The organism is Caballeronia grimmiae (assembly GCF_022879615.1).
Classification (GTDB): Bacteria; Pseudomonadota; Gammaproteobacteria; order Burkholderiales; family Burkholderiaceae; genus Caballeronia; species Caballeronia grimmiae.
The window spans coordinates 2,635,012-2,656,048 of record NZ_CP084271.1 but is presented as its reverse complement, the minus strand read 5'-3'; the positions used below and the strand labels follow the sequence as shown (position 1 = coordinate 2,656,048).

The following is a 21,037-nucleotide window of genomic DNA, read 5'->3' as shown; positions in this document are numbered from 1 at the left end:
TCTCGGCAAGTTAATTAATTCAATAAAATCAATGGTCTGTGAATTGCGCATGCCGAGGCGGTGGGAGTCGGTCACGCGCCGGTGCGGATCGCCTTCGTGTGCATAAGTCAAGTCTTGACAAGCATTCTTTCGCGGTCCCAAGTCAGGCGATCGACACCGCACGTCGATACTGCACCGCCTCCGCGACATGCGACGCATCCGGCGTGTCGGTCCCCGCGAGGTCGGCGATCGTGCGCACGACCTTGAGCACGCGATAGTAGGCGCGCGCCGACCAGCCGAATCGCTCGCCCGCCGATCGCAACAGCGATTCGCCCGTTGCATCGGGGCGGCAGACATCGTCGGCCTCGCGTCCGTCCAGTTCGCGGTTCGTCTTGCCCTGCCGCCGCAACTGAATGTCGCGCGCCATGGCGACGCGCGCCGCGACTTGCGCACTGGACTCGCCGCGCTTTGCGGTGCGCGCCGACAACTCCGCCGGCGACAACGCGGGCAACTCGATCTGAATATCGATGCGATCCATCAGCGGACCGGAAAGCTTGCGCAGATACCGGGCGGCGATTTCCGGCGAGCAGCGGCAACGCCCGCCCGGATCGCCGCGCCAGCCGCACGGGCACGGGTTCATCGCCGCGACGAGCTGACATGCGGCCGGAAAATCCGCCTGTTGAGCTGCGCGCGAAATGGTGATGCGCCCGGCCTCCAGTGGCTCGCGAAGCGTTTCGAGGACTTTGCGGTCGAATTCGGGCAATTCGTCGAGGAACAGGACCCCCAGATGCGCCAGCGTGATTTCGCCCGGCTGCGGCGGATTGCGTCCGCCGACGAGCGCGACGGAACTCGACGAATGATGCGGCGCGCGGAACGGCCGCTGACGCCACTGCGCGGGCGTGAAGCCGATCGAACTCGCCGAGAGGATGGCGGCGGAAGTCAGGGCTTCGTCGTCGGTCATCGGTGGGAGGAGGCCGGGAAGACGCGTGGCGAGCATCGACTTTCCCGCGCCGGGCGGTCCGACCATTAGCAGATGATGCCCGCCCGCCGCCGCGACTTCGAGCGCCCGCCGCGCACCGGGATGGCCGATCACGTCCGCCAGATCGGGGGATGAAACGGCGGTCGCATCTGAAAGCGTCGCGGCCTGCACCGGACTAAGGCGCGCGTCGGGCACGCCGTTGAGATGAGCGCACAGCGCGCGAAGATCGTCCGCACCGTACACGCCGATGCCCGGCACCAGCGCGGCTTCGGCAGCACTTGCGAGTGGAAGGTAGATATCGGGTACGCGCGAATCGGAACTCGCATATTGGCGGGCCGCGCCGCAAACCATCGCGAAAGCGCCGCGCATCGGCCGCAGCGCGCCCGTCAGCGATAACTCTCCCGCGAACTCGCGATGCGCCAGCGATTCAGCCGGAATCTGCCCGCTCGCGGCGAGAATGCCGAGCGCGATCGGCAAGTCGAAGCGGCCCGACTCTTTCGGAAGATCGGCGGGCGCGAGATTGACGGTGATGCGGCTGACGGGAAAGTCGAAGCCGCAGTTCTGAAGCGCGGCGCGCACGCGCTCGCGGCTTTCGCGGACTTCGAGATCGGGAAGGCCGACGATCGAGAACGACGGCAACCCGTTGGCCAAATGGACTTCGACGACGACTTCCGGCGCGCGCCCAGGCGCGGGCGCGCGGCTGCGTACCACGGCAAGCGACATGATTTCACCCGATACGGCGCGACCGAAAAGCCGCGCCGGCAATGAGACTAGGACTTCACGGCTCGCCGGCCGGATACGAGAAAAAGGGCGGGCGTGTCAGTCCTGCGAAGTGCCGCCGCTCACGGTCCGCTGTTCCAGTTGCGCGACGCGCTTTTCCAGCTCTTCAAGACGCGCGCGGGTGCGGACGAGCACTTGCGTCTGCGTGTCGAATTCCTCGCGCGTGACGAGGTCGAGCTTGGAGAAGCCCTGCTGGAGCATCGCCTTCATGTTTTTTTCGACGTCCTTCGCCGGCGAATTGCGAAACAGTTCGCTCATTTTCTGCTGAAGGTCGTTGAATACGTCGTTGGGCTGCTTCATCGTTTTCTCCCTTGTGCACAAATAACGTGCATTCATCGTTAGGTCAGTGCCCCGCGCTTTCGAATGGTCGATATTGGTGCGTCGACGCAATGCGGCGACGCACGGCGGGGCAGTCCCGAAGGCGACGCGATTTTAGCGCCGGCGCCCAGCCTTCTTCGCCGTCCCTGCCCTTATTACGGGGACTTCGGGACCACTCTAGCAATGAACCTGCCCCTCCGCCAGCGCGTAACTGCCGCTTTAGCCATTCGGCAGAGGCAACGCCCGTTTCCTGTCGAAATCGCGCAAACCCGCGTCGTTATTAGCATGGCATCGGAGTTGCATAAACGGCGCGACCTTTTCTGCACGCTTTTTCACCGAACGGCACGCGGAAAGATCAGGAAACCACAGCGAGGGATACATGAAGCTCATTACCGCAATCATCAAGCCGTTCAAGCTGGACGAAGCGCGTGAAGCGTTATCGGCAATCGGCGTGTCGGGGATCACCGTGACCGAGGTGAAAGGCTTCGGCCGCCAGAAGGGGCATACGGAGTTGTATCGAGGCGCGGAATACGTCGTCGACTTTCTGCCGAAGGTGAAGATCGAGGCGGCCGTGTCGGACGACATCGTCGACCAGGCGATCGAAGCCGTCGAGCGTGCCGCGCGCACGGGCAAGATTGGCGACGGGAAGATCTTCGTGACCGCGATCGAGCAGGTCATTCGCATTCGTACCGGCGAGACCGGCGCGGACGCGCTCTAAGAAAAATCGGCGATAAAAGGAACCAGAAGAATGCGTAACTTTTTGATGTCATTGTTGGTGGCGACGGCGCTTGCCAGTGCGACCGCCGGCACCGCTCTCGCTCAGGACGCGTCGGCTCCGGCCGCCGCGTCGGCGCCCGCAACGGACGCCGCGTCGGCTGCGAGCGCGCCGGCCAGCGCCAATACGGCGATGGCTTCGTCGGCGGAAGCGGCATCCGCTGCACAGGCAGCATCCGAGGCAGCACCCGCCGCGCCGACCGAACCGTTCATGGTCGATTCATCGAAGATCAGCTCCGGCGACACCGCGTGGATGCTGACCTCCGTCGCACTCGTGCTGTTCATGACGATTCCGGGCCTCGCGCTCTTCTACGCCGGCATGGTCCGCAAGAAGAACGTCCTCGCCACCGTGATGCAGAGCTTCGCCATCTGCTGCCTGGTCACGATTCTCTGGACGGTCGTCGGCTACAGCATCGCGTTCACGCCGGGCGGCTCGTTCCTCGGCGGCTTCTCGCGCGTGTTCCTGCACGGCCTGGCCTACGTCAAGGGCGACAAGGCGACGACGCTCACCGTCAGCCATCTCGCCTCGACCATTCCGGAGTCCGTCTACTTCGCGTTCCAGCTGACGTTCGCGATCATCACGCCGGCGCTCATCACCGGTGCATTCGCCGACCGCATGAAGTTTTCCGCGATGCTCGTCTTCATGGCGCTGTGGTCGCTGCTCGTCTACTCGCCGATCGCCCACATGGTCTGGGAGCCGACCGGCTGGCTGGCATCGGCGGGCGTGCTGGACTTCGCCGGCGGCACGGTGGTCCACATCAACGCGGGTATCGCGGGCCTGATGTGCTGTATCGTCCTCGGCAAGCGCGTCGGCTATGGCCGCGAAGTGATGGCGCCGCACAACCTGGTGCTCTCGCTGATCGGCGCGTCGATGCTGTGGGTGGGCTGGTTCGGCTTCAACGCGGGTTCGGCGGTGGCGGCTGACGGCCGTGCCGGCTTCGCGATGCTGACGACGCAGATCGCCACCGCGTTCGCCGCGTTCGGCTGGATGTTCGCGGAGTGGATCACGAAGGGCAAGCCGTCGGTGCTCGGCATCATTTCGGGCGCGGTCGCGGGTCTGGTCGCGGTGACGCCGGCTTCGGGCTTCGTCGGCGTGACGGGCGCGATCGTGATCGGCATCGTCGCGGGCGTGGTCTGCTTCTGGTCGGCCACCTGGCTCAAGCACAAGTTCAACTACGACGACTCGCTCGACGCGTTCGGCGTGCACGGCGTCGGCGGGATCATCGGTGCGCTTCTGACCGGCGTGTTCGCGGTGAAGGACATCGGCGGTTTCGACGGCAGCCTGCTCGTGCAGGCAAAAGGCGTGATCGTCACGCTGATCTACTCGGGCGTCGTCAGCTTCATCCTGCTGAAGGTCATCGACATGGTCATGGGCTTGCGCGTCACCGAAGAACAGGAACGCGAAGGCCTCGACGTCACCTTGCATGGCGAGCACGTCGAATGACGCACTGAAGACATCATCGCGACCGGCACGCTCCGGCGCGATGAAAAGAACGAGCGCAGCGACTTGGCCCGCCTTCGATGGCGGGTTTTTTTTGCCATGCGACCGGCCGCATTCTTCGTCCAGCGGCGCACGACTCCGAAATGCTTGCCGCATGGCCGGGAAACCTTGGTAATTGGCGGCCCATCCCCAATTAGGCAAAGCAATTGCTCTACAATCTTTCGTCTCTGTCGGCCGGCGCTTTCGTGTTGACGCGCGATGCCGGTCCCATGCAAAGCTGTCCGCGAGAAATCAATGGTTCCGCATTTAGTTACGGCGTTGAATGGTCCTCTGCTCGATCTCGAGCGGAAAATACTGGAGGCCACGCCTGCCATCGAGCGGTGGTTTCGTCTTGAATGGCAGGAGCACACGCCGCCGTTTTATTGTTCCGTCGATCTGCGTAACGCGGGGTTCAAGCTCGCGCCCGTCGATACGAATCTGTTCCCGGGCGGTTTCAACAATCTGCCGCAGGAAGTGCTGCCGCTGGCCGTGCAGGCGGCCATGGCGTCCATCGAAAAGATCTGCCCCGACGCGAAAAATCTGCTCGTGATTCCCGAGCGGCATACGCGCAATGCGTTCTATCTCGAGAACGTCGCGCGGCTCGCGACCATCATGCGGCAGGCGGGCCTGAACGTCCGCTTCGGCACGCTCGATGAAAACATCCACGGCCCGGTGACGATTCCGCTCGCCGATGGCCAGAAGATCGTGCTGGAACCGCTCGAGCGCACGCCGCGGCGTCTCGGCCTCAAGAATTTCGATCCCTGTTCGATTCTGCTCAACAACGATCTCTCGGCGGGCATTCCGCCGGTGCTGGAGAATCTGCACGAGCAGTATCTGCTTCCGCCGCTGCATGCCGGCTGGGCCGTGCGCCGCAAGTCGACGCATTTCTCCTGCTACGACGACGTCGCGAAGAAGTTCGCGAAGATGGTCGAGATCGACCCGTGGATGGTGAATCCGTACTTCGCGCACGTCGAAGGCGTGGACTACGAAGCGCGCACGGGCGAGGAAGCGCTCGCGGACGCCATCGACGGCGTCATCAAGAAGATCGCGAAGAAGTATCGCGAGTACGGCATCAGCGAGAAGCCGTATGTCGTCATCAAGGCGGATGCCGGCACCTACGGCAAGGGCGTGATGACCGTGCACGACGCGAGCGAAGTCGCCGCGCTCACGAAGCGCGAGCGCGTCAAGATGAACGACGCGAAGGAAGGGCTGCAAGTCCACGACGTGATCGTGCAGGAGGGCGTGCATACGTTCGAGCGCGTCGGCAATGCGGTCGCGGAGCCGGTGGTGTACATGATCGACCGGTACGTGGTCGGCGGCTTCTATCGCGTGCATGAATCGCGTGAGCGCGATCAGAACCTCAACGCGCCTGGCATGCACTTCGTGCCGCTCGGCTTCGAGCACACCGCGCTGCCCGATACGCACGCGAAGCCCGGCGCGGCGCCGCCGAACCGCTTCTACATGTATGGCGTGGTCGCGCGGCTCGGGCTGCTCGCGGCATCGGTGGAACTCGAAAAGACCGATCCGGAAGCCATTCAGGTCTAATTGCGCGGCTTGCGGTAAGCTCGCAGGCCGCGTCAATCAAGCGAATACACATGGACATCCTCTTTATCGCCGACCCGCTCGATCGCTTCAGGATCTACAAGGATTCGACCTACGCGATGATGGCCGAAGCCGCGCGCCGCGGCCACGTGCTCTATGCCTGCGAGCCGCATCAGCTTGCGTGGACGGGCGGCGCGGTGGAGGCGAGCGTGCGCCGCATTGCGATCGTCGGCGATGAAGCCGATAGCGACCGCTCTCCGTGGTACTCGGCGCAAGAGCCGGAGAACGTATCGCTCGCGAAGTTCGACGCGGTGCTGATGCGCAAGGATCCGCCGTTCGACCTGGAATACGTGAACGCGACGTGGCTGCTGGAAATGGCGGAACGGCAAGGTGCGCGCGTGTTCAACAAGCCGCAGGCAATCCGCGATCACTCGGAAAAGCTCGCGATCGCGGAATGGCCGCAATACGTGGCGCCGACGCTCGTCACGCGCGATTCCGCACGCCTGCGCGCATTCCATGCCGAACACGGCGACGTCATTCTGAAGCCGCTCGATGGCATGGGCGGCATGGGCGTGTTCCGCGTGAAGGCGGACGGCATGAACCTCGGTTCGATCATCGAGATGCTGAGCGAGGACGGCGCGCGCATGGTCATGGCGCAGAAGTTCATCCCGCAGATTTCGGACGGCGACAAGCGCATCTTGTTGATCGGCGGCGAGCCGGTGCCGTATTCCCTCGCGCGCATTCCGCAAGGCGGCGAAGTGCGCGGCAATCTCGCGGCGGGCGGACTCGGCCGCGCGCAACCACTTTCGGCGCACGATCGCGAAATCGCGGAGGCGCTCGGGCCGGTGCTACAGGCGCGCGGGCTGCTGCTCGTCGGGCTGGATGCGATCGGCGACTATCTCACCGAAGTGAACGTCACGAGCCCGACCTGCTTCCGCGAAATCATGGATCAGACCGGCTTCGACGTGGCGGGCATGTTCATCGACGCGCTGGAGCGCGCGGTCGGCTGACGCGGGGCGCTGCTGCGCGTCTGGCGCAGTGCAAAACGTGCGCCGCCGGCACTGTTACAATCAACTTCCCGGCGGCTTGCATCTGGGGCTGGATCACATTTCAGCAGCGCGGTCGACCGTTGATTTCCCGACCGCCCGGACGCATATACCACTTGCACCACGCGACGCTCGCGCGCTTTCGAGCGAACTCTGACGTTTCGTTCACAGAGGCAGCAATCCCGATATGGCTGGCATTCTGATCATCGCGCATGCACCGCTCGCTACCGCGCTTCGCGAGTGCGTCGCGCACATTTACGGCGGCTTGCCCGCGCGCATCGGCGTCATCGACGTGATGCCCGACTGCGATCCCGTCGAAGTCCGCGCGTTCGCGCGCTCCGAGATCGATCGTCTGAGGGAAGGCAACGGCGCGATCGTGCTGACGGACGTTTTCGGCGCGACGCCAGCCAACATCGCGGCGAGCCTGGCGGATGCCGACGTGCGCATTCTCTCGGGCGTCAATCTGCCGATGCTCGTGCGCGCCGTCTGTTACCGCGCGACGCCGCTCGACACGCTGTCGGAAAAGATCCTCCAAGGCGGCTCGAAGGGCATTCAGGAACTGGACGCGTCCACGCCGCTCAACCCCTGCGCAATCGCGACGAAAGTCGCCGGTTCGCCCGATCCTGCCTGCTCGGCAAGCGCCGATCTGGCTGCCGCCAAAGCCGCCAGTCACTGACGCCGCTTCATTCATCCACTAGCGTTCCGGAGCATCATGCTGCAACAAGAAACAACGATCGTGAACAAGCTGGGGCTCCATGCGCGCGCTTCGGCCAAGCTCACGCAACTCGCGGGGAGTTTTCAGTGCGAAATCTGGATGAGCCGCAATGGCCGCCGGATCAACGCAAAGAGCATCATGGGCGTGATGATGCTGGCGGCGGGCATCGGCAGCACGGTGACGATCGAAACCGAAGGCCCGGATGAAGCCGACGCCATGCAAGCGATTCTCGCCTTGATCGCGGACAAGTTCGGCGAAGGGCAATAAGTCCATCATTTCTGCATCGACCATCAAGAGCCGCGCATCGACGCGGCTTTTTTGCGCCTCGGCGCTTCTGCCAAGGACGGAGCAGTCTGCAACCGGCACGGCTTCCACGCGGCAGTCCGTGCAGGGACTTTGGAATACTTCGAACTTATAATGGCTTCGGCGGCCAGCGCCCCCGCGGATTCTGAGAGACCGCGGATACATCACAAATAGAGGAGGTGCGCGTGTCTTTCACGCTGCATGGAATTCCCGTCTCACGAGGCATCGCCATCGGGCGAGCGTATCTGATCGCGCCCGCCGCGCTGGATGTCGCGCATTACCTGATCGAAGCCGATCAGATCGACGCTGAAATCGAACGATTCCTGACAGCGCAAGCCGCTGTCGCCGCCGAACTCGATGCGCTGCGCGAAGACCTCGCCGCCGATGCGCCCAGCGAAATGGGCGCGTTCATCAACGTCCACATGATGATCCTGAACGACGCCATGCTCGTGCAGGAAACCATCGACCTCATTCGCACGCGCCGCTATAACGTCGAGTGGGCGCTGACCGAACAGCTCGACATCCTCGGCAGTTTTTTCGATGAAATCGAGGACGAATACCTGCGCGAACGCAAGGCCGACGTCGAGCAGGTCGTCGAACGTCTGCTGAAGGCGCTCGCAGGTGCGCCGACCGCCGCGTCGCTCGTCGTGCATACGGCCGCGAGCAACGGCCACAACGAGATGATCGTCGTCGCGCACGACATCGCGCCCGCCGACATGCTCCAGTTCAAGACGCAGGCGTTCAAGGGCTTCGTCACCGATCTCGGCGGCCGCACGTCGCATACGGCGATCGTCGCGCGCAGTCTTGGCATTCCGGCGTCCGTCGGCGTGCAGCAGGCGAGCGTGCTAATTCGTCAGAACGATCTCATCATCGTCGATGGCGATCATGGCATCGTGATCGTCGATCCCGCGCCGATCGTCCTCGAAGAATATTCGTATCGGCAGAGCGAAAAGCTGCTCGAACAGCGCAAGCTGCAGCGCCTGAAGTTCTCGCCGACGCAGACGCTGTGCGGCACTAAGATCGAGCTGTGCGCGAACATCGAACTGCCCGACGATGCCCAAGTGGCCGTCGAAGCCGGCGCGATGGGCGTCGGCCTGTTCCGCACCGAATTCCTGTTCATGAATCACAAGGACCGGCTGCCGGAAGAAGAGGAGCAGTTCGAGGCGTACAAGCGGGCGGTCGAACTGATGAACGGCAAGCCGGTGACGATCCGCACGATCGACGTCGGCGCCGACAAGCCGCTCGATTCGATGAGCGCCGGCGACGGTTACGAGACCGCGCCGAATCCGGCGCTCGGCTTGCGCGCGATCCGCTGGAGCCTCTCCGAACCGCAGATGTTCATGACGCAACTCCGCGCGATTCTGCGCGCGTCCGCATTCGGTCCGACCAAGATTCTGATTCCGATGCTTGCGCACGCGCAGGAAATCGATCAGACGCTCGATCTGATCCGCGAGGCGAAGCGCCAGCTGGACGACGCGGGCATCGCGTATGACCGGCAGGTGCAGATCGGCGCGATGATCGAGATTCCCGCGGCGGCCATCGCGGTGCAGTTATTCCTGAGCCGGCTGGATTTCCTGTCGATCGGGACCAACGACCTGATCCAGTACACGCTCGCAATCGACCGCGCGGACAACTCCGTCGCGCATCTCTACGATCCGCTGCATCCGGCGGTGCTGCATCTGATCGCTTTGACGCTGCGCGAGGCGAAGCGCGCGGGCGTGCCGGTTTCGGTGTGCGGGGAAATGGCGGGCGATCCGTCGGTCACGCGCCTGTTGCTCGGGCTCGGGCTGACGGAATTCTCGATGCATCCGAGCCAGTTGCTCGTCGTGAAGCAGGAAATCTTACGCTCGAACCTCAAGGCGCTGGAAAAGCCCGTCGCGGACGTGCTCGCGTCCTTCGAGCCGAACGAGTTGCAGGCCGCGCTGGCCCGGCTGCAAAAAGCCTGAGCGCTAGCCGGCGTGACGCGCGCCGCAGACCGGGCAATCCGGCTGCCGCGCGATCTTCATCGTGTTCCATTCCATGTGCAGCGAGTCGAGCATCATGAGCCGGCCCGCGAGCGTCTCCCCGAAACCGCCGATCACGCGCAACGCCTCGGCCGCCTGCATCGCGCCGATGATGCCGACCGTCGGCGAGAACACGCCCATCGTCGAGCACGCGACTTCCTCGAACGCCTGATCCGGCGGGAAAACGCAGGCATAACAGGGCGATGCGGCCGAGCGGAAATCGAAGGTGCTGATCTGCCCGTCGAAGCGCAGCGCCGCGCCGGAGACGAGCGGCACGCCATGCGCGACGCACGCCGCGTTGATCGCGTGGCGCGTCGCAAAGTTGTCGCTGCAATCGAGCACGACGCTCGCGCCGGGCACGTTCGCATCGAGCCAGGCGGCGTCGGCGCGGGCGTTGATCGCGTCGATTCGCACGTCCGGGTTCAGCGCGTTCAGCGTCTGCCGCGCGGATTCGACCTTCGCTTGGCCGACCGAGCGCGTCGCGTGCACGATCTGCCGCTGCAAGTTCGTGAGATCGACGGTATCGGCGTCGACGAGCGTCAGCCTTCCGACACCCGCAGCCGCGAGATACATGGCGGCGGGCGCGCCCAGGCCGCCCGCACCGACGATGATCGCCCGCGCATCGAGAAAACGCTGCTGCGCTTCGATACCGATTTCATCGACGAGAATGTGGCGGGAATAGCGGAGGAGTTGGTCGTCGTTCATCGAGCGAGCGCGTGGATGCGCCGATATTGCTGCGAGGGGAACGCCGAAAAAGACGGCGCGCTTGAACGTCACATTCTAAGCGCGCGGGGAGGGGAAGCGGCTTCGCGGCGCGATGCCGCGAAGCCTTGCTGCATGCTTACCTCGACTGCTGCGCGGTCGGCGACGAAGCCGGCGCGGTGCCCGAAGCCGGCGACGAGCCCGGCGCGGCGGGCGCTGCCGGCTGTGCAACGACCGGCGCGGACGCCGAACGCGGCGGCTTGTTCTGCGCGAGCTTGCGCTCGGCGAACGACTTCGATTCGACGACCTGCTTGCCTTCGAGCTTGTTCAGCGCCTGCTGGAGCATGAAGTCGTCGGTGCTGCCGAATTCGACCGGCTTGCGTTCGCGATCCTTGCGGCGCTGCTCCGGCGTCTTCTTGTCGTTCTGCTCTTCGAGCAGGCGCAGTTGCTCCAGACGATCCTGCTCGCGCTGGTCCTGCTCCTTCTTCTCGTTGGGGTCCTGCGTGTTCGCGAGGTGATTGGAATAGTCCACTTCGCGCGTCACGAGCGCGTCGTCGGGATCGCCGTCCGCGTACTGGTCCACCGGCACGTCCGGGCGCACGCCCTGGTTTTGGATCGACTTGCCGCTCGGCGTGTAGTAGTACGCCGTGGTCAGGCGCAGCGCGGTGTCGGCGGTCATCGGGCGAACGGTCTGCACCGAGCCCTTGCCGAACGTCGTCTTGCCGACGATCAGCGCGCGATGATGATCCTGCAGCGCACCCGCGACGATCTCCGAAGCCGACGCTGAATAGGCGTTCGTCAGCACGACCATCGGCACCTTCTTGAAGACTTCCGGCACCGTCTTCAACGGGTCCTGATCGAAGGACGGCAGACGGTAGTTGTCGTAAGTATCCCGGAACGTCTGCTTGGCGTCCGCGATTTGCCCGTTCGTCGATACGACGATGGCGTTATCCGGCAGGAACGCGCCCGCGACGCCGACCGCGCTCTGAAGCAGACCGCCGCCGTTATTGCGCAGGTCGAGCACGAGGCCCTTCAGGTTCGGCTGCTGGCGCGCGAGGTCTTGCAGCCTCGCCGCCAGATCCGGCACCGTGCGTTCCTGGAAACTCGTGATGCGGATATACCCGTAGCCCGGCTCCGGCACCTTCATCTTCACCGACTGCACGCGAATGACGGCGCGCGTGACGGTCAGCGGGAACGTGCGGTCGTCGCTCTTGCGGAAAATGGTCAGCGTGACCTTGGTGCCCGGCTCGCCGCGCATCTGCTTGACGGCCTTGTCGAGCGTCATGCCGCGCACCGGCTTGTCGTTGATGCGCGTGATGAGGTCGCCCGGACGAATGCCCGCGCGGAATGCAGGCGTGTCTTCGATCGGCGAAATGACCTTGATCAGCCCGTCTTCGGACGAAATTTCGATACCCAGGCCCGCGAAGCGGCCCTTCGTCTGCTCCTGAAGCTCTTCGTAATCGGTCTTGTCGAGGTAGGACGAGTGCGGGTCGAGGCTCGACACCATGCCCTTGATGGCGGCGGTGAGGAGCTTCTTGTCATCGACGGGTTCGACGTACTCGTGCTTGATTTGCCCGAACACTTCGGCGAAGAGCCGCAATTGATCGAGCGGCAGCGGTGACGATGCGGCTTGCTGAGCGGACGCGGAGATCTGCAAGGTGGCGAGCGCGCCGGCGGCAACGCCTACGGCGATCAGGCCGAAATTTTTCAGGTTCTTTCGCATAGAGAGTGCGTTCGGAATCGAATGAGCAGCATCGTGGGTGACGGGCCAGTATACCCGCTCCCCTCCAAAGACGACTTAAACGCAACTTAAATGCCCAGGGTACAGCCGGGCGACAGCAATGCGCCACGGGCGCTTCCGACGAAGCGCCCGTGGATGGACAAATCTTGCGAAGCCGAAAGCGTCAGCCCGCCTTGCCCTGCTTCGCGACCGCTGCCTGCGCGGCGGCGATGGCGTCGGCGTCGCCGAGATAGTAGTGCTTGATCGGCTTCAGGTTTTCGTCGAGTTCATAGACGAGCGGCACGCCGTTCGGAATGTTCAGCCCGACGATGTCCGCGTCCGAAATCTCGTCCAGATACTTCACGAGCGCGCGCATGGAATTGCCGTGCGCGGCAATCAGCACCTGCTTGCCCGCCTTGATGGCCGGCGCGATGGACTCGTTCCACACCGGCAGCACGCGCGCCACCGTGTCTTTCAGGCATTCGGTGAGCGGCAACTGCTCACGCGGAACCTTCGCGTAGCGCGGATCGTTGAAGGGCGCGCGTTCGTCGGAAGGATCGAGCGCGGGCGGCGGCGTGTCGTAGCTGCGGCGCCAGACGAGAACCTGTTCGTCGCCATACTTCTTCGCCGTTTCCGCCTTGTTCAGCCCGGCGAGCGCGCCGTAGTGGCGCTCGTTCAGGCGCCACGAATGGACGACCGGGATATACATCAGGTCCATTTCGTCCTGAACGTGCCACAGCGTGCGGATCGCGCGCTTGAGCACCGACGTGTACGCGATGTCGAACGCGAAGCCGGCTTCCCGCAGCAGCACGCCGGCCTGACGCGCTTCGCGGTTGCCCTGCTCGGTCAGGTCGACATCGACCCAGCCGGTGAACCGGTTTTCCTTGTTCCACGTCGATTCGCCGTGGCGGATGAGCACTAGCTTATACATGTTTGATAGGTCGGTCAGTTGAGAAAGCGCTTGCGCCGATTCGCACTCCGTCATCCTGCCATCGCGCGTGGAGTGCCGCCATCGGCCGGATGGCCTGGGCCATCGCGGGAAACGGTTATTTTATAATGACGGGATTGCCCTCATTTTCCTTTCTCCCTTCTCCACTATCTTTCGGCGGCCCTAGACGTGAAGTTTTTCACTGATTACACGAATATCGCACTTATCGTCATTGCGCTCATCTCCGGCGCGCTGCTCCTGTGGCCCGCCATCACGCGTCGCGGACGCGGCGGAATTTCCGCGGCCGAAGCCACGACGCTGATCAACCGTCGCAACGCCGTCGTCGTCGATATCCGCCCTCCCGCGGAATTCGCGAAAGGCCATCTGCCGTCGGCCCGCAATATCGACGCGGCGGAGCTCCAAGCAAAGATCGGCCAGATCGCGAAGAATAAGAGCAATCCGGTCGTGCTCGTTTGTCAGACCGGACAGCAATCGCAGCGCGCCAGCCGCACGGTGTCGGAAGCGGGCTACGCTGAGGTCCATGTCTTGCAAGGCGGGGTAGATGCCTGGCAAAAGGCAGGTATGCCGGTCGTAAAACAAGGAGCCGTCAAGTGAAGAAAGTCATCATGTACAGCACCCAAGTGTGCCCGTATTGCCAGATGGCCGAACGTCTTTTAAAGTCCCGCGGGGTCGAAAGCATCGAGAAAGTGCTGATCGATCGTGAACCGGGCCGCCGCGAGGAAATGATGCAGCGCACCGGACGCCGCACCGTGCCGCAGGTTTATATCGGCGACACGCATGTCGGCGGCTATGACGATCTTTCGGCGCTCGACCGCAAGGGCGGTCTCGTGCCGCTGCTCGAGTCGGCCTGACACACCACACGCTGCCCGGTCACGCGCCGGGCAACCGATTTACCTAGGGAATTACTATGTCCGACGAGAACAACCAGCCGTTTTTCAACATCCAGCGCATTTACCTGAAGGACATGTCGCTCGAGCAGCCGAACTCGCCCGCCATCTTCCTCGAACAGGAAATGCCGTCGGTTGACGTCGAAGTCGACGTGAAGGCCGACCGCCTCGCGGAAAGCGTCTTCGAAGTGCTGGTGACGGGCACGGTCACGGCGAAGGTCGCCGACAAGGTCGCCTTCCTGATCGAAGCGAAGCAGGCCGGTATCTTCGATATCCGTAACATTCCTGCCGAGCAGGTCGACCCGCTCGTCGGCATCGCATGCCCGACCATCCTGTTCCCGTACTTGCGCTCGAACATCGCCGACGCGATCACTCGCGCCGGTTTCCCGCCGATCCACCTCGCGGAAATCAACTTCCAGGCGCTGTACGAGCAACGTCTCGCGCAACTCGCGAGCGCGCAGGAAGGCGCGGGGAACGGCGCGGCGCACTGAGCGTCATCGCCTTGTCCTGACTCTGCCGACCGGAGCCGAGCATGAAAGTAGCCGTTCTCGGCGCCGGCGCATGGGGCACCGCACTGGCGGGCCACCTTGCGACGCGGCACGACACGATGCTGTGGGCGCGCGATCGCGCGCTCATCGATTCTCTTTCCCAAAATCACGAAAACACGCGCTATCTCGCGGGCGTGCGCTTGCCTGCGTCGCTCGCGTTCGAAGCGGACTTTGGCATTGCGCTGAAGCACGCCGCCGCGCCGGATGCGCTGTGCGTCGTTGCGACGCCGGTTGCCGGCTTGCGCGCGCTGTGCCGCGCGATGCGTCAGGCGAACGTCGTTCCGGCGCATATCGTCTGGCTTTGCAAAGGCTTCGAAGCGGACACGCAATGTCTGCCGAACGAAGTCGTCGCCGCGGAGCTTCCCGGCCACGCGAGCAACGGCACGCTCTCGGGGCCGAGCTTCGCGCGCGAAGTGGGGCAAGGCTTGCCGGTCGCGCTGACCGTGGCGAGTCCGTCGGCGGATTTGTGCGCACGCACGGTCGCCGCGTTCCATCACGGCGCAATGCGCATCTACACTGGCGACGACGTGACCGGCGTCGAAGTGGGCGGCGCGGTGAAGAACGTGCTCGCGATCGCTACCGGCATCTCCGATGGCCTTGGCCTCGGCCTCAACGCCCGCGCGGCGCTCATCACGCGCGGGCTCGCGGAGATGTCGCGCCTGGGCGTGGCGCTGGGCGGCCGCGCCGAGACGTTCACCGGACTCACGGGCCTCGGCGATCTGATCCTGACCGCCACCGGCGACCTGTCGCGCAACCGCACGGTCGGCATGCAACTCGCGAGCGGCCGCACGCTTGACGAGATTCTCGCCGCGCTCGGTCATGTGGCGGAGGGCGTGCGCTGCGCGCGTGCGGTGTTGTCGCTGGCGCAGTCGCGTGGCATCGAGATGCCGATCACGCACGCGGTATGCCGCGTGCTCTTCGATAACGTCGCGCCGCGCGACGCCGTCCAGGCCCTGCTGAACCGCGACGCGAAGGCCGAATAGCGCCACGTTTTCCCGGAGCGCGTCATGGTTCAACTCGAAGCCGTAGTCGCGGATATCACCACGCTCGAAGTCGACGCCATCGTCAATGCGGCGAACAAGTCGCTGCTGGGCGGCGGCGGTGTCGATGGCGCGATTCATCGCAGAGCCGGGCGCGGCCTGCTGCGCGAGTGCGAAACGCTAGGCGGCTGCGAAACCGGCGACGCGAAGATCACCGGCGGATACGACCTGCCGGCCCGGCACGTCATTCATGCGGTCGGGCCGCGGTGGAGCGGCGGCAAGCGCAACGAGGCTGAACTGCTCGCGCGTTGCTATCGACGCTCGCTCGAGCTCGCAAACGAAGCGCACTGCAAGTCGATTGCGTTTCCGGCGATCAGTTGCGGCATCTATCGCTTTCCGGTGGAGCAGGCGGTGCGGATCGCGGTATCGACGGTCATCGACACGCTGCCGCACACGCCCTCGGTCGAGCGCGTCGTCTTCGCCTGTTTTCAGGACGCCATGCTCGCACTCTATCTCGCCGAACTGGCGGCTCAAGCGCCGCCTTCGAAGCCCGCCTGACGCCACGCTTCGAACGTCACGATCGCCACCGTGTTCGACAGATTCAGGCTCCGGTTGCCCGGACGCATCGGCAGACGCACGCGCTGCTGATTCGGAAAGCGGTCGAGCAATTCGGGCGCGAGGCCGCGCGTTTCCGCGCCGAACACGAACCAGTCGCCCGGCTTGAACGCGTGGTCGAAGAAGGGCGTCGAGCCGCGTGTCGTGAACGCGAACATGCGCGCCGCATCGGGCGATTCCTTCGCGATGAACGCATCCCAGTTCGCGTGCACATTCATTTCGGCGTACTCGTGGTAATCGAGTCCGGCGCGGCGCAGCTTCGCGTCGTCGAGCGGAAAGCCGAGCGGTTCGATCAGATGCAGCCGCGCGCCCGTGTTGGCGCAGAGACGGATGACGTTGCCGGTGTTCGGCGGGATTTCGGGCTCGACGAGTACGACGTTGAACATGGATTGCAGGATTCCGGCTGAGTTGATCAATCTTTCGGCGTGCGCAGCGCGACGAAGTTGGTGACGCGGCGCGCGCCCGCGAGCTTGAGCGTGCGGGCGAGGGCGTCGAGCGTGGCGCCGGACGTCATCACATCGTCGACGACGCCGACATGCTTGCCGCGCACATCGCTTCGGACGACGAACGCGCGCGCGACATTGCGCCTGCGCGTATCGACATCCAGTTTCGATTGGGCCGCAGTATGAACGACGCGGACGATGAGCGCGGCATCGGCGCGAACGGCGAGGCGTCGCGCCAGCGGGCGGGCGATCGCCCACGCCTGGTTGTAGCCGCGCGAGACGAGCCGCTTGCGCGACAACGGCACCGGCGCGATGACATCGGGCGGCGGCAGGCCGCTGTCTTCGAACATCGCGTGCAGATGACGCGCGAACTCCGCGCCCGCAGCAAGACGTGCGCGAAACTTCAGTTCGACGGCGAGCGTGTCGAGCGGCGCGCGGTAGTCGGCGAGCGCGAGGGTGTCGTTGAACGCGGGCGGATCGTCGAGACATGCTGCGCAGTGCAGCCGCACGTCTTCGCGATCCCGCCTGACATACGACGGCGCGAGCGGCATCGCACAGGTCGCGCACCGGATGCGCGGCTCGTTCCAGTTATGCTCGTCGCATCCGGCACACAGAAGTTGCTGCGACACATTGCCGCATAACGCGCACTGACTCGGCAGCGCGATGTCGAGCGCCTTGCGCGCGATCGTCGCCAGCGCGCGTGCACGCGCTGCGGCGAACGCGGAGAACGGCGGTAAATGGCTGACGAGTTTCATGGTGGCGTGCGCGTCGGAAGCCGCGCGACGGGGCCGAAGCCGCCATCGCATGGGCCTATTTCGAGACGACCGAGTATACTTCGCACTCTTCGCGAACTGATCGTCATGTCCTCCACGTCCCCCAAAACTAGCCGACCGGCCTATGATCCGCGTCGTTTGCGCGCGATTTTCGACCGTCGCGCCGCCGCGTTCGACGAAGTCGCGTTCCTGCCGCGTGAGATCGCGGATCGCATGCGCGAGCGTCTGGAGTACATCAAGGTTACGCCGATGCGCGTCCTCGATGCGGCCTGCGGCGCCGGTTCGGATCTGGGGCGTCTGAGGGAGCGTTTTCCCGAGGCGTCGGTGCTCGGCGTCGATATCTCTTCCGCGATGCTCGCGCGCGCCCGCGCCGCTGAAGCGGCGGAAGCGGAGAACGGCGCAGGCTGGCGACGTTTCTTGCCATCGACGCTCGCCCGGGCCTTCGGCGCGCGTGGCCCGCAACTGGCGCAGGCCGATTTCTCGGCGCTGCCGTTCGCGGGCGGCGCATTCGAACTGCTGTGGTCGAACCTCGCGCTGCACTGGCATTCGCGCCCGGACGCCGTGTTGCCCGAATGGCAGCGTGTGCTGAAAGTCAACGGCCTGCTGATGTTCAGCACCTTCGGTCCCGATACCTTGCGTGAACTCGCCGCCGCGTATCGCGAAGCCGAGCGCACGCTGGGCCTCGCGCCGATGCCGCACACGATCGATTTTGTCGACATGCACGATCTTGGCGACATGCTCGTCGAAAGCGGTTTCGAGATTCCGGTCATGGATCAGGAAGTGCTGACGATCACCTATCGTTCGCCCGAGTCGCTGCTCGCGGATGTGACGCGCTGGGGCGCATATCCGTTCGAGCGCGCGGATGCCGAACAGTCCGGCGGCGCTGCCGGTGCAGCCTTGCGTGGCGCGGTTCACCGGGCGCTCGAGGCGCTGCGCCGCGATGACGGCACGATTCCGCTGACCTTCGAGGTCATCTATGGTCACGCGTGGAAAGCGGTGCCGCGAACGACGGCGGACGGACATGGCATCGTTCGGCTGGAAGATATAGGGCGGGGGCCGAAACGCGGCCGCTAGGGAGCCGTCGAGCACCTGGTGAACGGCACGGCGATTGCCGTAAATAGGGCGCTTGTTATGTCAAGGATCAGCGTGCAAAAGACATGTGAAGAACTGCGTCAATTGGGCGCAGAGGCTTGTGCCGCTTGGCTTTGCGACGCTACGACCCTTGCTTGTGGATGCCACCCAACCCGCCTATAATGCGTCAGTTTGTCGCCCGGACTGACACAAATTTGGGCGAAATCCGAGCAAATGTATGGCATTGCGTGCGGATGGATGGAGGCGGCGATGCAGGCGAGTCAAACGCTGACGGAGTCCGAGCCGGTCGTGAAAGACTGGCTGATGAAACGCAACTGCTCGGTGTCGCCGCGTCAGTTCGTGTGCTTCTATTTGTCGCTTGCGCTGTTTTCGCTGGCAATCGCGACACCGCTTTTTCTGAATGGCGCCTGGCTGGTGCTGCCGTTCACCGGAGTCGAGTTGATGGTCGTGGCCGTCGCGTTCGTAATTTACGCGCGGCACGCCGTCGATTACGAAAGAATCCGGCTGTATCGAAACCGGTTGTTGATCGAGCAGATGAACGCCGAAGTACTGACGCAGTTCGAGTTCAACCCGCGCTGGGTGCGGGTCGAAGCGGGTGCGACGCCGAGAGAGCCGCTTACGATCGTGTCGCGCGGTCAATCGGTGAAGATCGGACTGCACCTTGCACAGCATCGTCGCAGGCAGTTTGCTGCCGAGTTGCAGGCGTCACTGAGACGCCTTGCCTGAAGAGGAACGGGCAACCAGGCGCGATGCCCACGGGGTCGAGGGTTTGAATGGAAATTTTGGGTAAGGATGCTATGAAAACAATCAAGCGAGCCCTCGCGGGCGTGCTGGCGGCAGGCGCACTGCTGAACGCCGGCGTGGCCCTGGCGGTCAACGACAGTCCTGGCGGTCCCGCTGTGAACGAAATCAACTTCCAGCAGCCTGTGACGAAGATCGCCGAGGAGCTCTACGGCCTCCATATCTTCATGCTCATCATCTGTACCGTCATTTTCCTCGGCGTGTTCGGGGTGATGTTCTATTCGGTCGTGAAGCATCGCAAGTCGAAGGGTTTCAAGCCGGCGCATTTCCACGAAAGCACCACGGTCGAAATCATCTGGACGATCGTGCCGTTCATCATCGTCATTCTGATGGCGCTGCCGGCTACGAAAGCCGTCGTCGCGATGAAGGACACGACCAACGCCGACCTCACAGTGAAGGTCACCGGCTATCAGTGGAAGTGGGGCTACGACTACGTGAAGGGGCCGGGCGAAGGCATCAGTTTCCTGTCGACGCTGTCCACGCCGCGCAGCCAGGTGAACGGCCAGGAGCCGATCTCCGATCTCTATCTGCAGGAAGTCGATAACCCGCTCGTCGTCCCGGTCGACAAGAAAATCCGCATCATCACCACCGCGAACGACGTCGTCCACTCGTGGTACGTGCCGGCGTTCGGCGTGAAGCAGGACGCGATTCCCGGCTTCGTGCGCGACACGTGGTTCAAGGCGGAGAAGGTGGGCGTGTATCGCGGCTTCTGTACGGAACTGTGCGGCAAGGAGCACGCGTACATGCCGGTCGTCGTCAACGTGCTGTCCGCCGACGACTACACGAAGTGGGTCGATGCGCAGAAGAAGAAAATGGCTTCTTCCACCGATGATCCCAACAAGACCTACACGATGGACGAGCTGAAGACGCGCGGCGCGCAGGTCTACGCTTCGAACTGCGCGGTCTGCCACCAGCCGACCGGCAAGGGCGCGGGCCAGTTCCCGGCCATCGACGGCAGCAAGATCGCGAACGGTCCGGTCGCCGAGCACGTGAACATCGTGCTGCACGGCAAGGGCGCCATGCCGCCGTGGCAAACCACGCTGAACGACGTCGAAATCGCATCGGTCGTGACCTACGAGCGCAACTCGTGGAGCAACCACGCAGGCGACATGCTGCAGCCGAAGCAAGTGGCCGACGCCCGCAACGGCAAGATGCCCGAAGGCGGCGGCACGACGGCAGCGGCAGCGGCACCCGCGCCTGAAGCCGCGAGCGCTGCGGCTCCGGCAGCTGCGGAGGCGAGCGCGCCGGCCGAAGCCGCGCCAGCGGCTCAGGCTGCAGCCTTGCCGGCCAGCATCTACTTCGAAACGGGCAAGAGCACGCTGCCCGCTGACGCAAACAATGCAGTCCAGACCGCGGCAGCGTACGCGAAGGCCCATCCGGACGCGAAGATCGCGCTGTCGGGCTTCACGGATGCCACCGGCGGCGCGGACCTCAACGCCGATCTCGCAAAGAAGCGCGCGCAAGCCGTTCGCGATGCGCTGAAGGCGGCAGGCGTGGCAGAAGAACGTATCGTGTTGAAGAAGCCCGAGTCCGTCACGGGCGGCACGGATGCGAAGGAAGCACGCCGCGTGGAAATCAGTCCGGCTGCTTGACATGTCTCGCACGCGC

Annotated in this window: 22 protein-coding genes; 15 read left to right on the top strand and 7 right to left on the bottom strand. The window is 64.1% G+C overall.

Annotation, left to right across the window (positions count from 1 at the left end; translation table 11 throughout):
- Window positions 1-142: 142 nt before the first annotated feature.
- Window positions 143-1,681: a YifB family Mg chelatase-like AAA ATPase gene (locus LDZ21_RS12720; protein WP_244793603.1), complete on the bottom strand. Its 1,539-nt coding sequence runs from the start codon at window positions 1,679-1,681 to the stop codon at window positions 143-145.
- Between the two features lie 96 nt (window positions 1,682-1,777).
- On the bottom strand, window positions 1,778-2,038 hold the full coding sequence (locus tag LDZ21_RS12715) for an accessory factor UbiK family protein (RefSeq protein ID WP_035961856.1): 261 nt from the start codon (window positions 2,036-2,038) through the stop codon (window positions 1,778-1,780).
- 397 nt (window positions 2,039-2,435) lie between these two features.
- On the opposite strand from LDZ21_RS12715, the gene LDZ21_RS12710 reads away from it, so the two are divergent.
- The 7 genes from LDZ21_RS12710 to ptsP all read left to right on the top strand — a co-directional run bounded on the left by LDZ21_RS12710 (window position 2,436) and on the right by ptsP (window position 9,862).
- The gene (locus tag LDZ21_RS12710; protein WP_014190273.1) at window positions 2,436-2,774 is read left to right on the top strand and encodes a P-II family nitrogen regulator; all 339 of its coding nucleotides are present in this window, start codon (window positions 2,436-2,438) and stop codon (window positions 2,772-2,774) included.
- Window positions 2,775-2,804: 30 nt separating this feature from the next.
- The gene (locus LDZ21_RS12705) at window positions 2,805-4,274 is read left to right on the top strand and encodes an ammonium transporter (protein WP_244793602.1); all 1,470 of its coding nucleotides are present in this window, start codon (window positions 2,805-2,807) and stop codon (window positions 4,272-4,274) included.
- Window positions 4,275-4,565: 291 nt separating this feature from the next.
- Window positions 4,566-5,855 (top strand): glutamate--cysteine ligase, encoded by a 1,290-nt coding sequence (gene gshA / locus LDZ21_RS12700; RefSeq protein ID WP_244793601.1) that lies wholly within the window; start codon window positions 4,566-4,568, stop codon window positions 5,853-5,855.
- A gap of 50 nt (window positions 5,856-5,905) precedes the next feature.
- Window positions 5,906-6,862, top strand: a complete 957-nt coding sequence (gshB, locus tag LDZ21_RS12695) for a glutathione synthase (protein ID WP_244793600.1) — start codon at window positions 5,906-5,908, stop codon at window positions 6,860-6,862.
- Window positions 6,863-7,085: 223 nt separating this feature from the next.
- Window positions 7,086-7,574 (top strand): PTS sugar transporter subunit IIA, encoded by a 489-nt coding sequence (locus LDZ21_RS12690; RefSeq protein ID WP_035961851.1) that lies wholly within the window; start codon window positions 7,086-7,088, stop codon window positions 7,572-7,574.
- Window positions 7,575-7,610: 36 nt separating this feature from the next.
- The gene (locus tag LDZ21_RS12685) at window positions 7,611-7,880 is read left to right on the top strand and encodes an HPr family phosphocarrier protein (RefSeq protein ID WP_244793599.1); all 270 of its coding nucleotides are present in this window, start codon (window positions 7,611-7,613) and stop codon (window positions 7,878-7,880) included.
- A 221-nt stretch (window positions 7,881-8,101) separates the two neighbouring features.
- On the top strand, window positions 8,102-9,862 hold the full coding sequence (ptsP, locus tag LDZ21_RS12680; protein ID WP_174447197.1) for a phosphoenolpyruvate--protein phosphotransferase: 1,761 nt from the start codon (window positions 8,102-8,104) through the stop codon (window positions 9,860-9,862).
- Between the two features lie 3 nt (window positions 9,863-9,865).
- On the opposite strand, the gene LDZ21_RS12675 is transcribed toward ptsP, so the two are convergent.
- The 3 genes from LDZ21_RS12675 to gpmA all read right to left on the bottom strand — a co-directional run bounded on the left by LDZ21_RS12675 (window position 9,866) and on the right by gpmA (window position 13,272).
- Window positions 9,866-10,624, bottom strand: coding sequence for a HesA/MoeB/ThiF family protein (locus LDZ21_RS12675; protein WP_244793598.1), 759 nt, complete (start codon window positions 10,622-10,624; stop codon window positions 9,866-9,868).
- A 136-nt stretch (window positions 10,625-10,760) separates the two neighbouring features.
- Window positions 10,761-12,344, bottom strand: a complete 1,584-nt coding sequence (locus tag LDZ21_RS12670; protein ID WP_244793597.1) for a S41 family peptidase — start codon at window positions 12,342-12,344, stop codon at window positions 10,761-10,763.
- A 181-nt stretch (window positions 12,345-12,525) separates the two neighbouring features.
- Window positions 12,526-13,272 (bottom strand): 2,3-diphosphoglycerate-dependent phosphoglycerate mutase, encoded by a 747-nt coding sequence (gene gpmA, locus LDZ21_RS12665; RefSeq protein ID WP_244793596.1) that lies wholly within the window; start codon window positions 13,270-13,272, stop codon window positions 12,526-12,528.
- A gap of 186 nt (window positions 13,273-13,458) precedes the next feature.
- Between gpmA and LDZ21_RS12660 the strand changes: the two genes are divergently transcribed.
- The 5 genes from LDZ21_RS12660 to LDZ21_RS12640 are packed head-to-tail and all read left to right on the top strand — an operon-like array spanning window position 13,459 to window position 16,263.
- Entirely contained in the window at window positions 13,459-13,884 is a 426-nt protein-coding gene (locus tag LDZ21_RS12660; RefSeq protein WP_244793595.1) for a rhodanese-like domain-containing protein, read from the top strand.
- A complete protein-coding gene (gene grxC, locus LDZ21_RS12655; RefSeq protein ID WP_035961843.1) occupies window positions 13,881-14,141 on the top strand; it encodes a glutaredoxin 3 in 261 nt (86 codons plus the stop codon). Before LDZ21_RS12660 ends, grxC begins: the two co-directional genes overlap by 4 nt.
- A 56-nt stretch (window positions 14,142-14,197) precedes the next feature.
- Window positions 14,198-14,668 (top strand): protein-export chaperone SecB, encoded by a 471-nt coding sequence (secB, locus tag LDZ21_RS12650; RefSeq protein WP_244793594.1) that lies wholly within the window; start codon window positions 14,198-14,200, stop codon window positions 14,666-14,668.
- A 41-nt stretch (window positions 14,669-14,709) separates the two neighbouring features.
- Complete coding sequence (locus tag LDZ21_RS12645; protein ID WP_244793593.1) at window positions 14,710-15,708, top strand: NAD(P)H-dependent glycerol-3-phosphate dehydrogenase; 999 nt, start codon at window positions 14,710-14,712, stop codon at window positions 15,706-15,708.
- A 24-nt stretch (window positions 15,709-15,732) separates the two neighbouring features.
- Complete coding sequence (locus LDZ21_RS12640; protein WP_244793592.1) at window positions 15,733-16,263, top strand: O-acetyl-ADP-ribose deacetylase; 531 nt, start codon at window positions 15,733-15,735, stop codon at window positions 16,261-16,263.
- On the opposite strand, the gene trmL is transcribed toward LDZ21_RS12640, so the two are convergent.
- Entirely contained in the window at window positions 16,236-16,706 is a 471-nt protein-coding gene (gene trmL / locus LDZ21_RS12635; protein WP_244793591.1) for a tRNA (uridine(34)/cytosine(34)/5-carboxymethylaminomethyluridine(34)-2'-O)-methyltransferase TrmL, read from the bottom strand. The two genes, LDZ21_RS12640 and trmL, sit on opposite strands and share 28 nt — an antisense overlap.
- Window positions 16,707-16,732: 26 nt before the next feature.
- Complete coding sequence (locus LDZ21_RS12630) at window positions 16,733-17,518, bottom strand: ComF family protein (RefSeq protein WP_244793590.1); 786 nt, start codon at window positions 17,516-17,518, stop codon at window positions 16,733-16,735.
- Between the two features lie 105 nt (window positions 17,519-17,623).
- On the opposite strand from LDZ21_RS12630, the gene LDZ21_RS12625 reads away from it, so the two are divergent.
- The 3 genes from LDZ21_RS12625 (at window position 17,624) to coxB (ending at window position 21,021) form a co-directional block, all read left to right on the top strand.
- Window positions 17,624-18,610 carry a methyltransferase domain-containing protein gene (locus LDZ21_RS12625; RefSeq protein WP_244794845.1) on the top strand — a complete coding sequence of 329 codons (987 nt, stop codon included), beginning with the start codon at window positions 17,624-17,626 and terminating at the stop codon, window positions 18,608-18,610.
- A gap of 267 nt (window positions 18,611-18,877) precedes the next feature.
- Window positions 18,878-19,354 (top strand): DUF2244 domain-containing protein, encoded by a 477-nt coding sequence (locus LDZ21_RS12620; protein WP_035961941.1) that lies wholly within the window; start codon window positions 18,878-18,880, stop codon window positions 19,352-19,354.
- A gap of 47 nt (window positions 19,355-19,401) precedes the next feature.
- Window positions 19,402-21,021, top strand: a complete 1,620-nt coding sequence (gene coxB, locus LDZ21_RS12615) for a cytochrome c oxidase subunit II (protein ID WP_244793589.1) — start codon at window positions 19,402-19,404, stop codon at window positions 21,019-21,021.
- Window positions 21,022-21,037 lie beyond the last annotated feature (16 nt).

Coding starts and splice junctions, on each gene's coding strand:
- LDZ21_RS12720 (WP_244793603.1), bottom strand. CDS start 1,681: ATGTCGCTTGCCGTGGTACGCAGCCGCGCGCCCGCGCCTGGGCGCGCG.
- LDZ21_RS12715 (WP_035961856.1), bottom strand. CDS start 2,038: ATGAAGCAGCCCAACGACGTATTCAACGACCTTCAGCAGAAAATGAGC.
- LDZ21_RS12710 (WP_014190273.1), top strand. CDS start 2,436: ATGAAGCTCATTACCGCAATCATCAAGCCGTTCAAGCTGGACGAAGCG.
- LDZ21_RS12705 (WP_244793602.1), top strand. CDS start 2,805: ATGCGTAACTTTTTGATGTCATTGTTGGTGGCGACGGCGCTTGCCAGT.
- gshA (WP_244793601.1), top strand. CDS start 4,566: ATGGTTCCGCATTTAGTTACGGCGTTGAATGGTCCTCTGCTCGATCTC.
- gshB (WP_244793600.1), top strand. CDS start 5,906: ATGGACATCCTCTTTATCGCCGACCCGCTCGATCGCTTCAGGATCTAC.
- LDZ21_RS12690 (WP_035961851.1), top strand. CDS start 7,086: ATGGCTGGCATTCTGATCATCGCGCATGCACCGCTCGCTACCGCGCTT.
- LDZ21_RS12685 (WP_244793599.1), top strand. CDS start 7,611: ATGCTGCAACAAGAAACAACGATCGTGAACAAGCTGGGGCTCCATGCG.
- LDZ21_RS12675 (WP_244793598.1), bottom strand. CDS start 10,624: ATGAACGACGACCAACTCCTCCGCTATTCCCGCCACATTCTCGTCGAT.
- LDZ21_RS12670 (WP_244793597.1), bottom strand. CDS start 12,344: ATGCGAAAGAACCTGAAAAATTTCGGCCTGATCGCCGTAGGCGTTGCC.
- gpmA (WP_244793596.1), bottom strand. CDS start 13,272: ATGTATAAGCTAGTGCTCATCCGCCACGGCGAATCGACGTGGAACAAG.
- secB (WP_244793594.1), top strand. CDS start 14,198: ATGTCCGACGAGAACAACCAGCCGTTTTTCAACATCCAGCGCATTTAC.
- LDZ21_RS12645 (WP_244793593.1), top strand. CDS start 14,710: ATGAAAGTAGCCGTTCTCGGCGCCGGCGCATGGGGCACCGCACTGGCG.
- LDZ21_RS12640 (WP_244793592.1), top strand. CDS start 15,733: ATGGTTCAACTCGAAGCCGTAGTCGCGGATATCACCACGCTCGAAGTC.
- trmL (WP_244793591.1), bottom strand. CDS start 16,706: ATGTTCAACGTCGTACTCGTCGAGCCCGAAATCCCGCCGAACACCGGC.
- LDZ21_RS12630 (WP_244793590.1), bottom strand. CDS start 17,518: ATGAAACTCGTCAGCCATTTACCGCCGTTCTCCGCGTTCGCCGCAGCG.
- LDZ21_RS12625 (WP_244794845.1), top strand. CDS start 17,624: ATGTCCTCCACGTCCCCCAAAACTAGCCGACCGGCCTATGATCCGCGT.
- LDZ21_RS12620 (WP_035961941.1), top strand. CDS start 18,878: ATGCAGGCGAGTCAAACGCTGACGGAGTCCGAGCCGGTCGTGAAAGAC.
- coxB (WP_244793589.1), top strand. CDS start 19,402: ATGGAAATTTTGGGTAAGGATGCTATGAAAACAATCAAGCGAGCCCTC.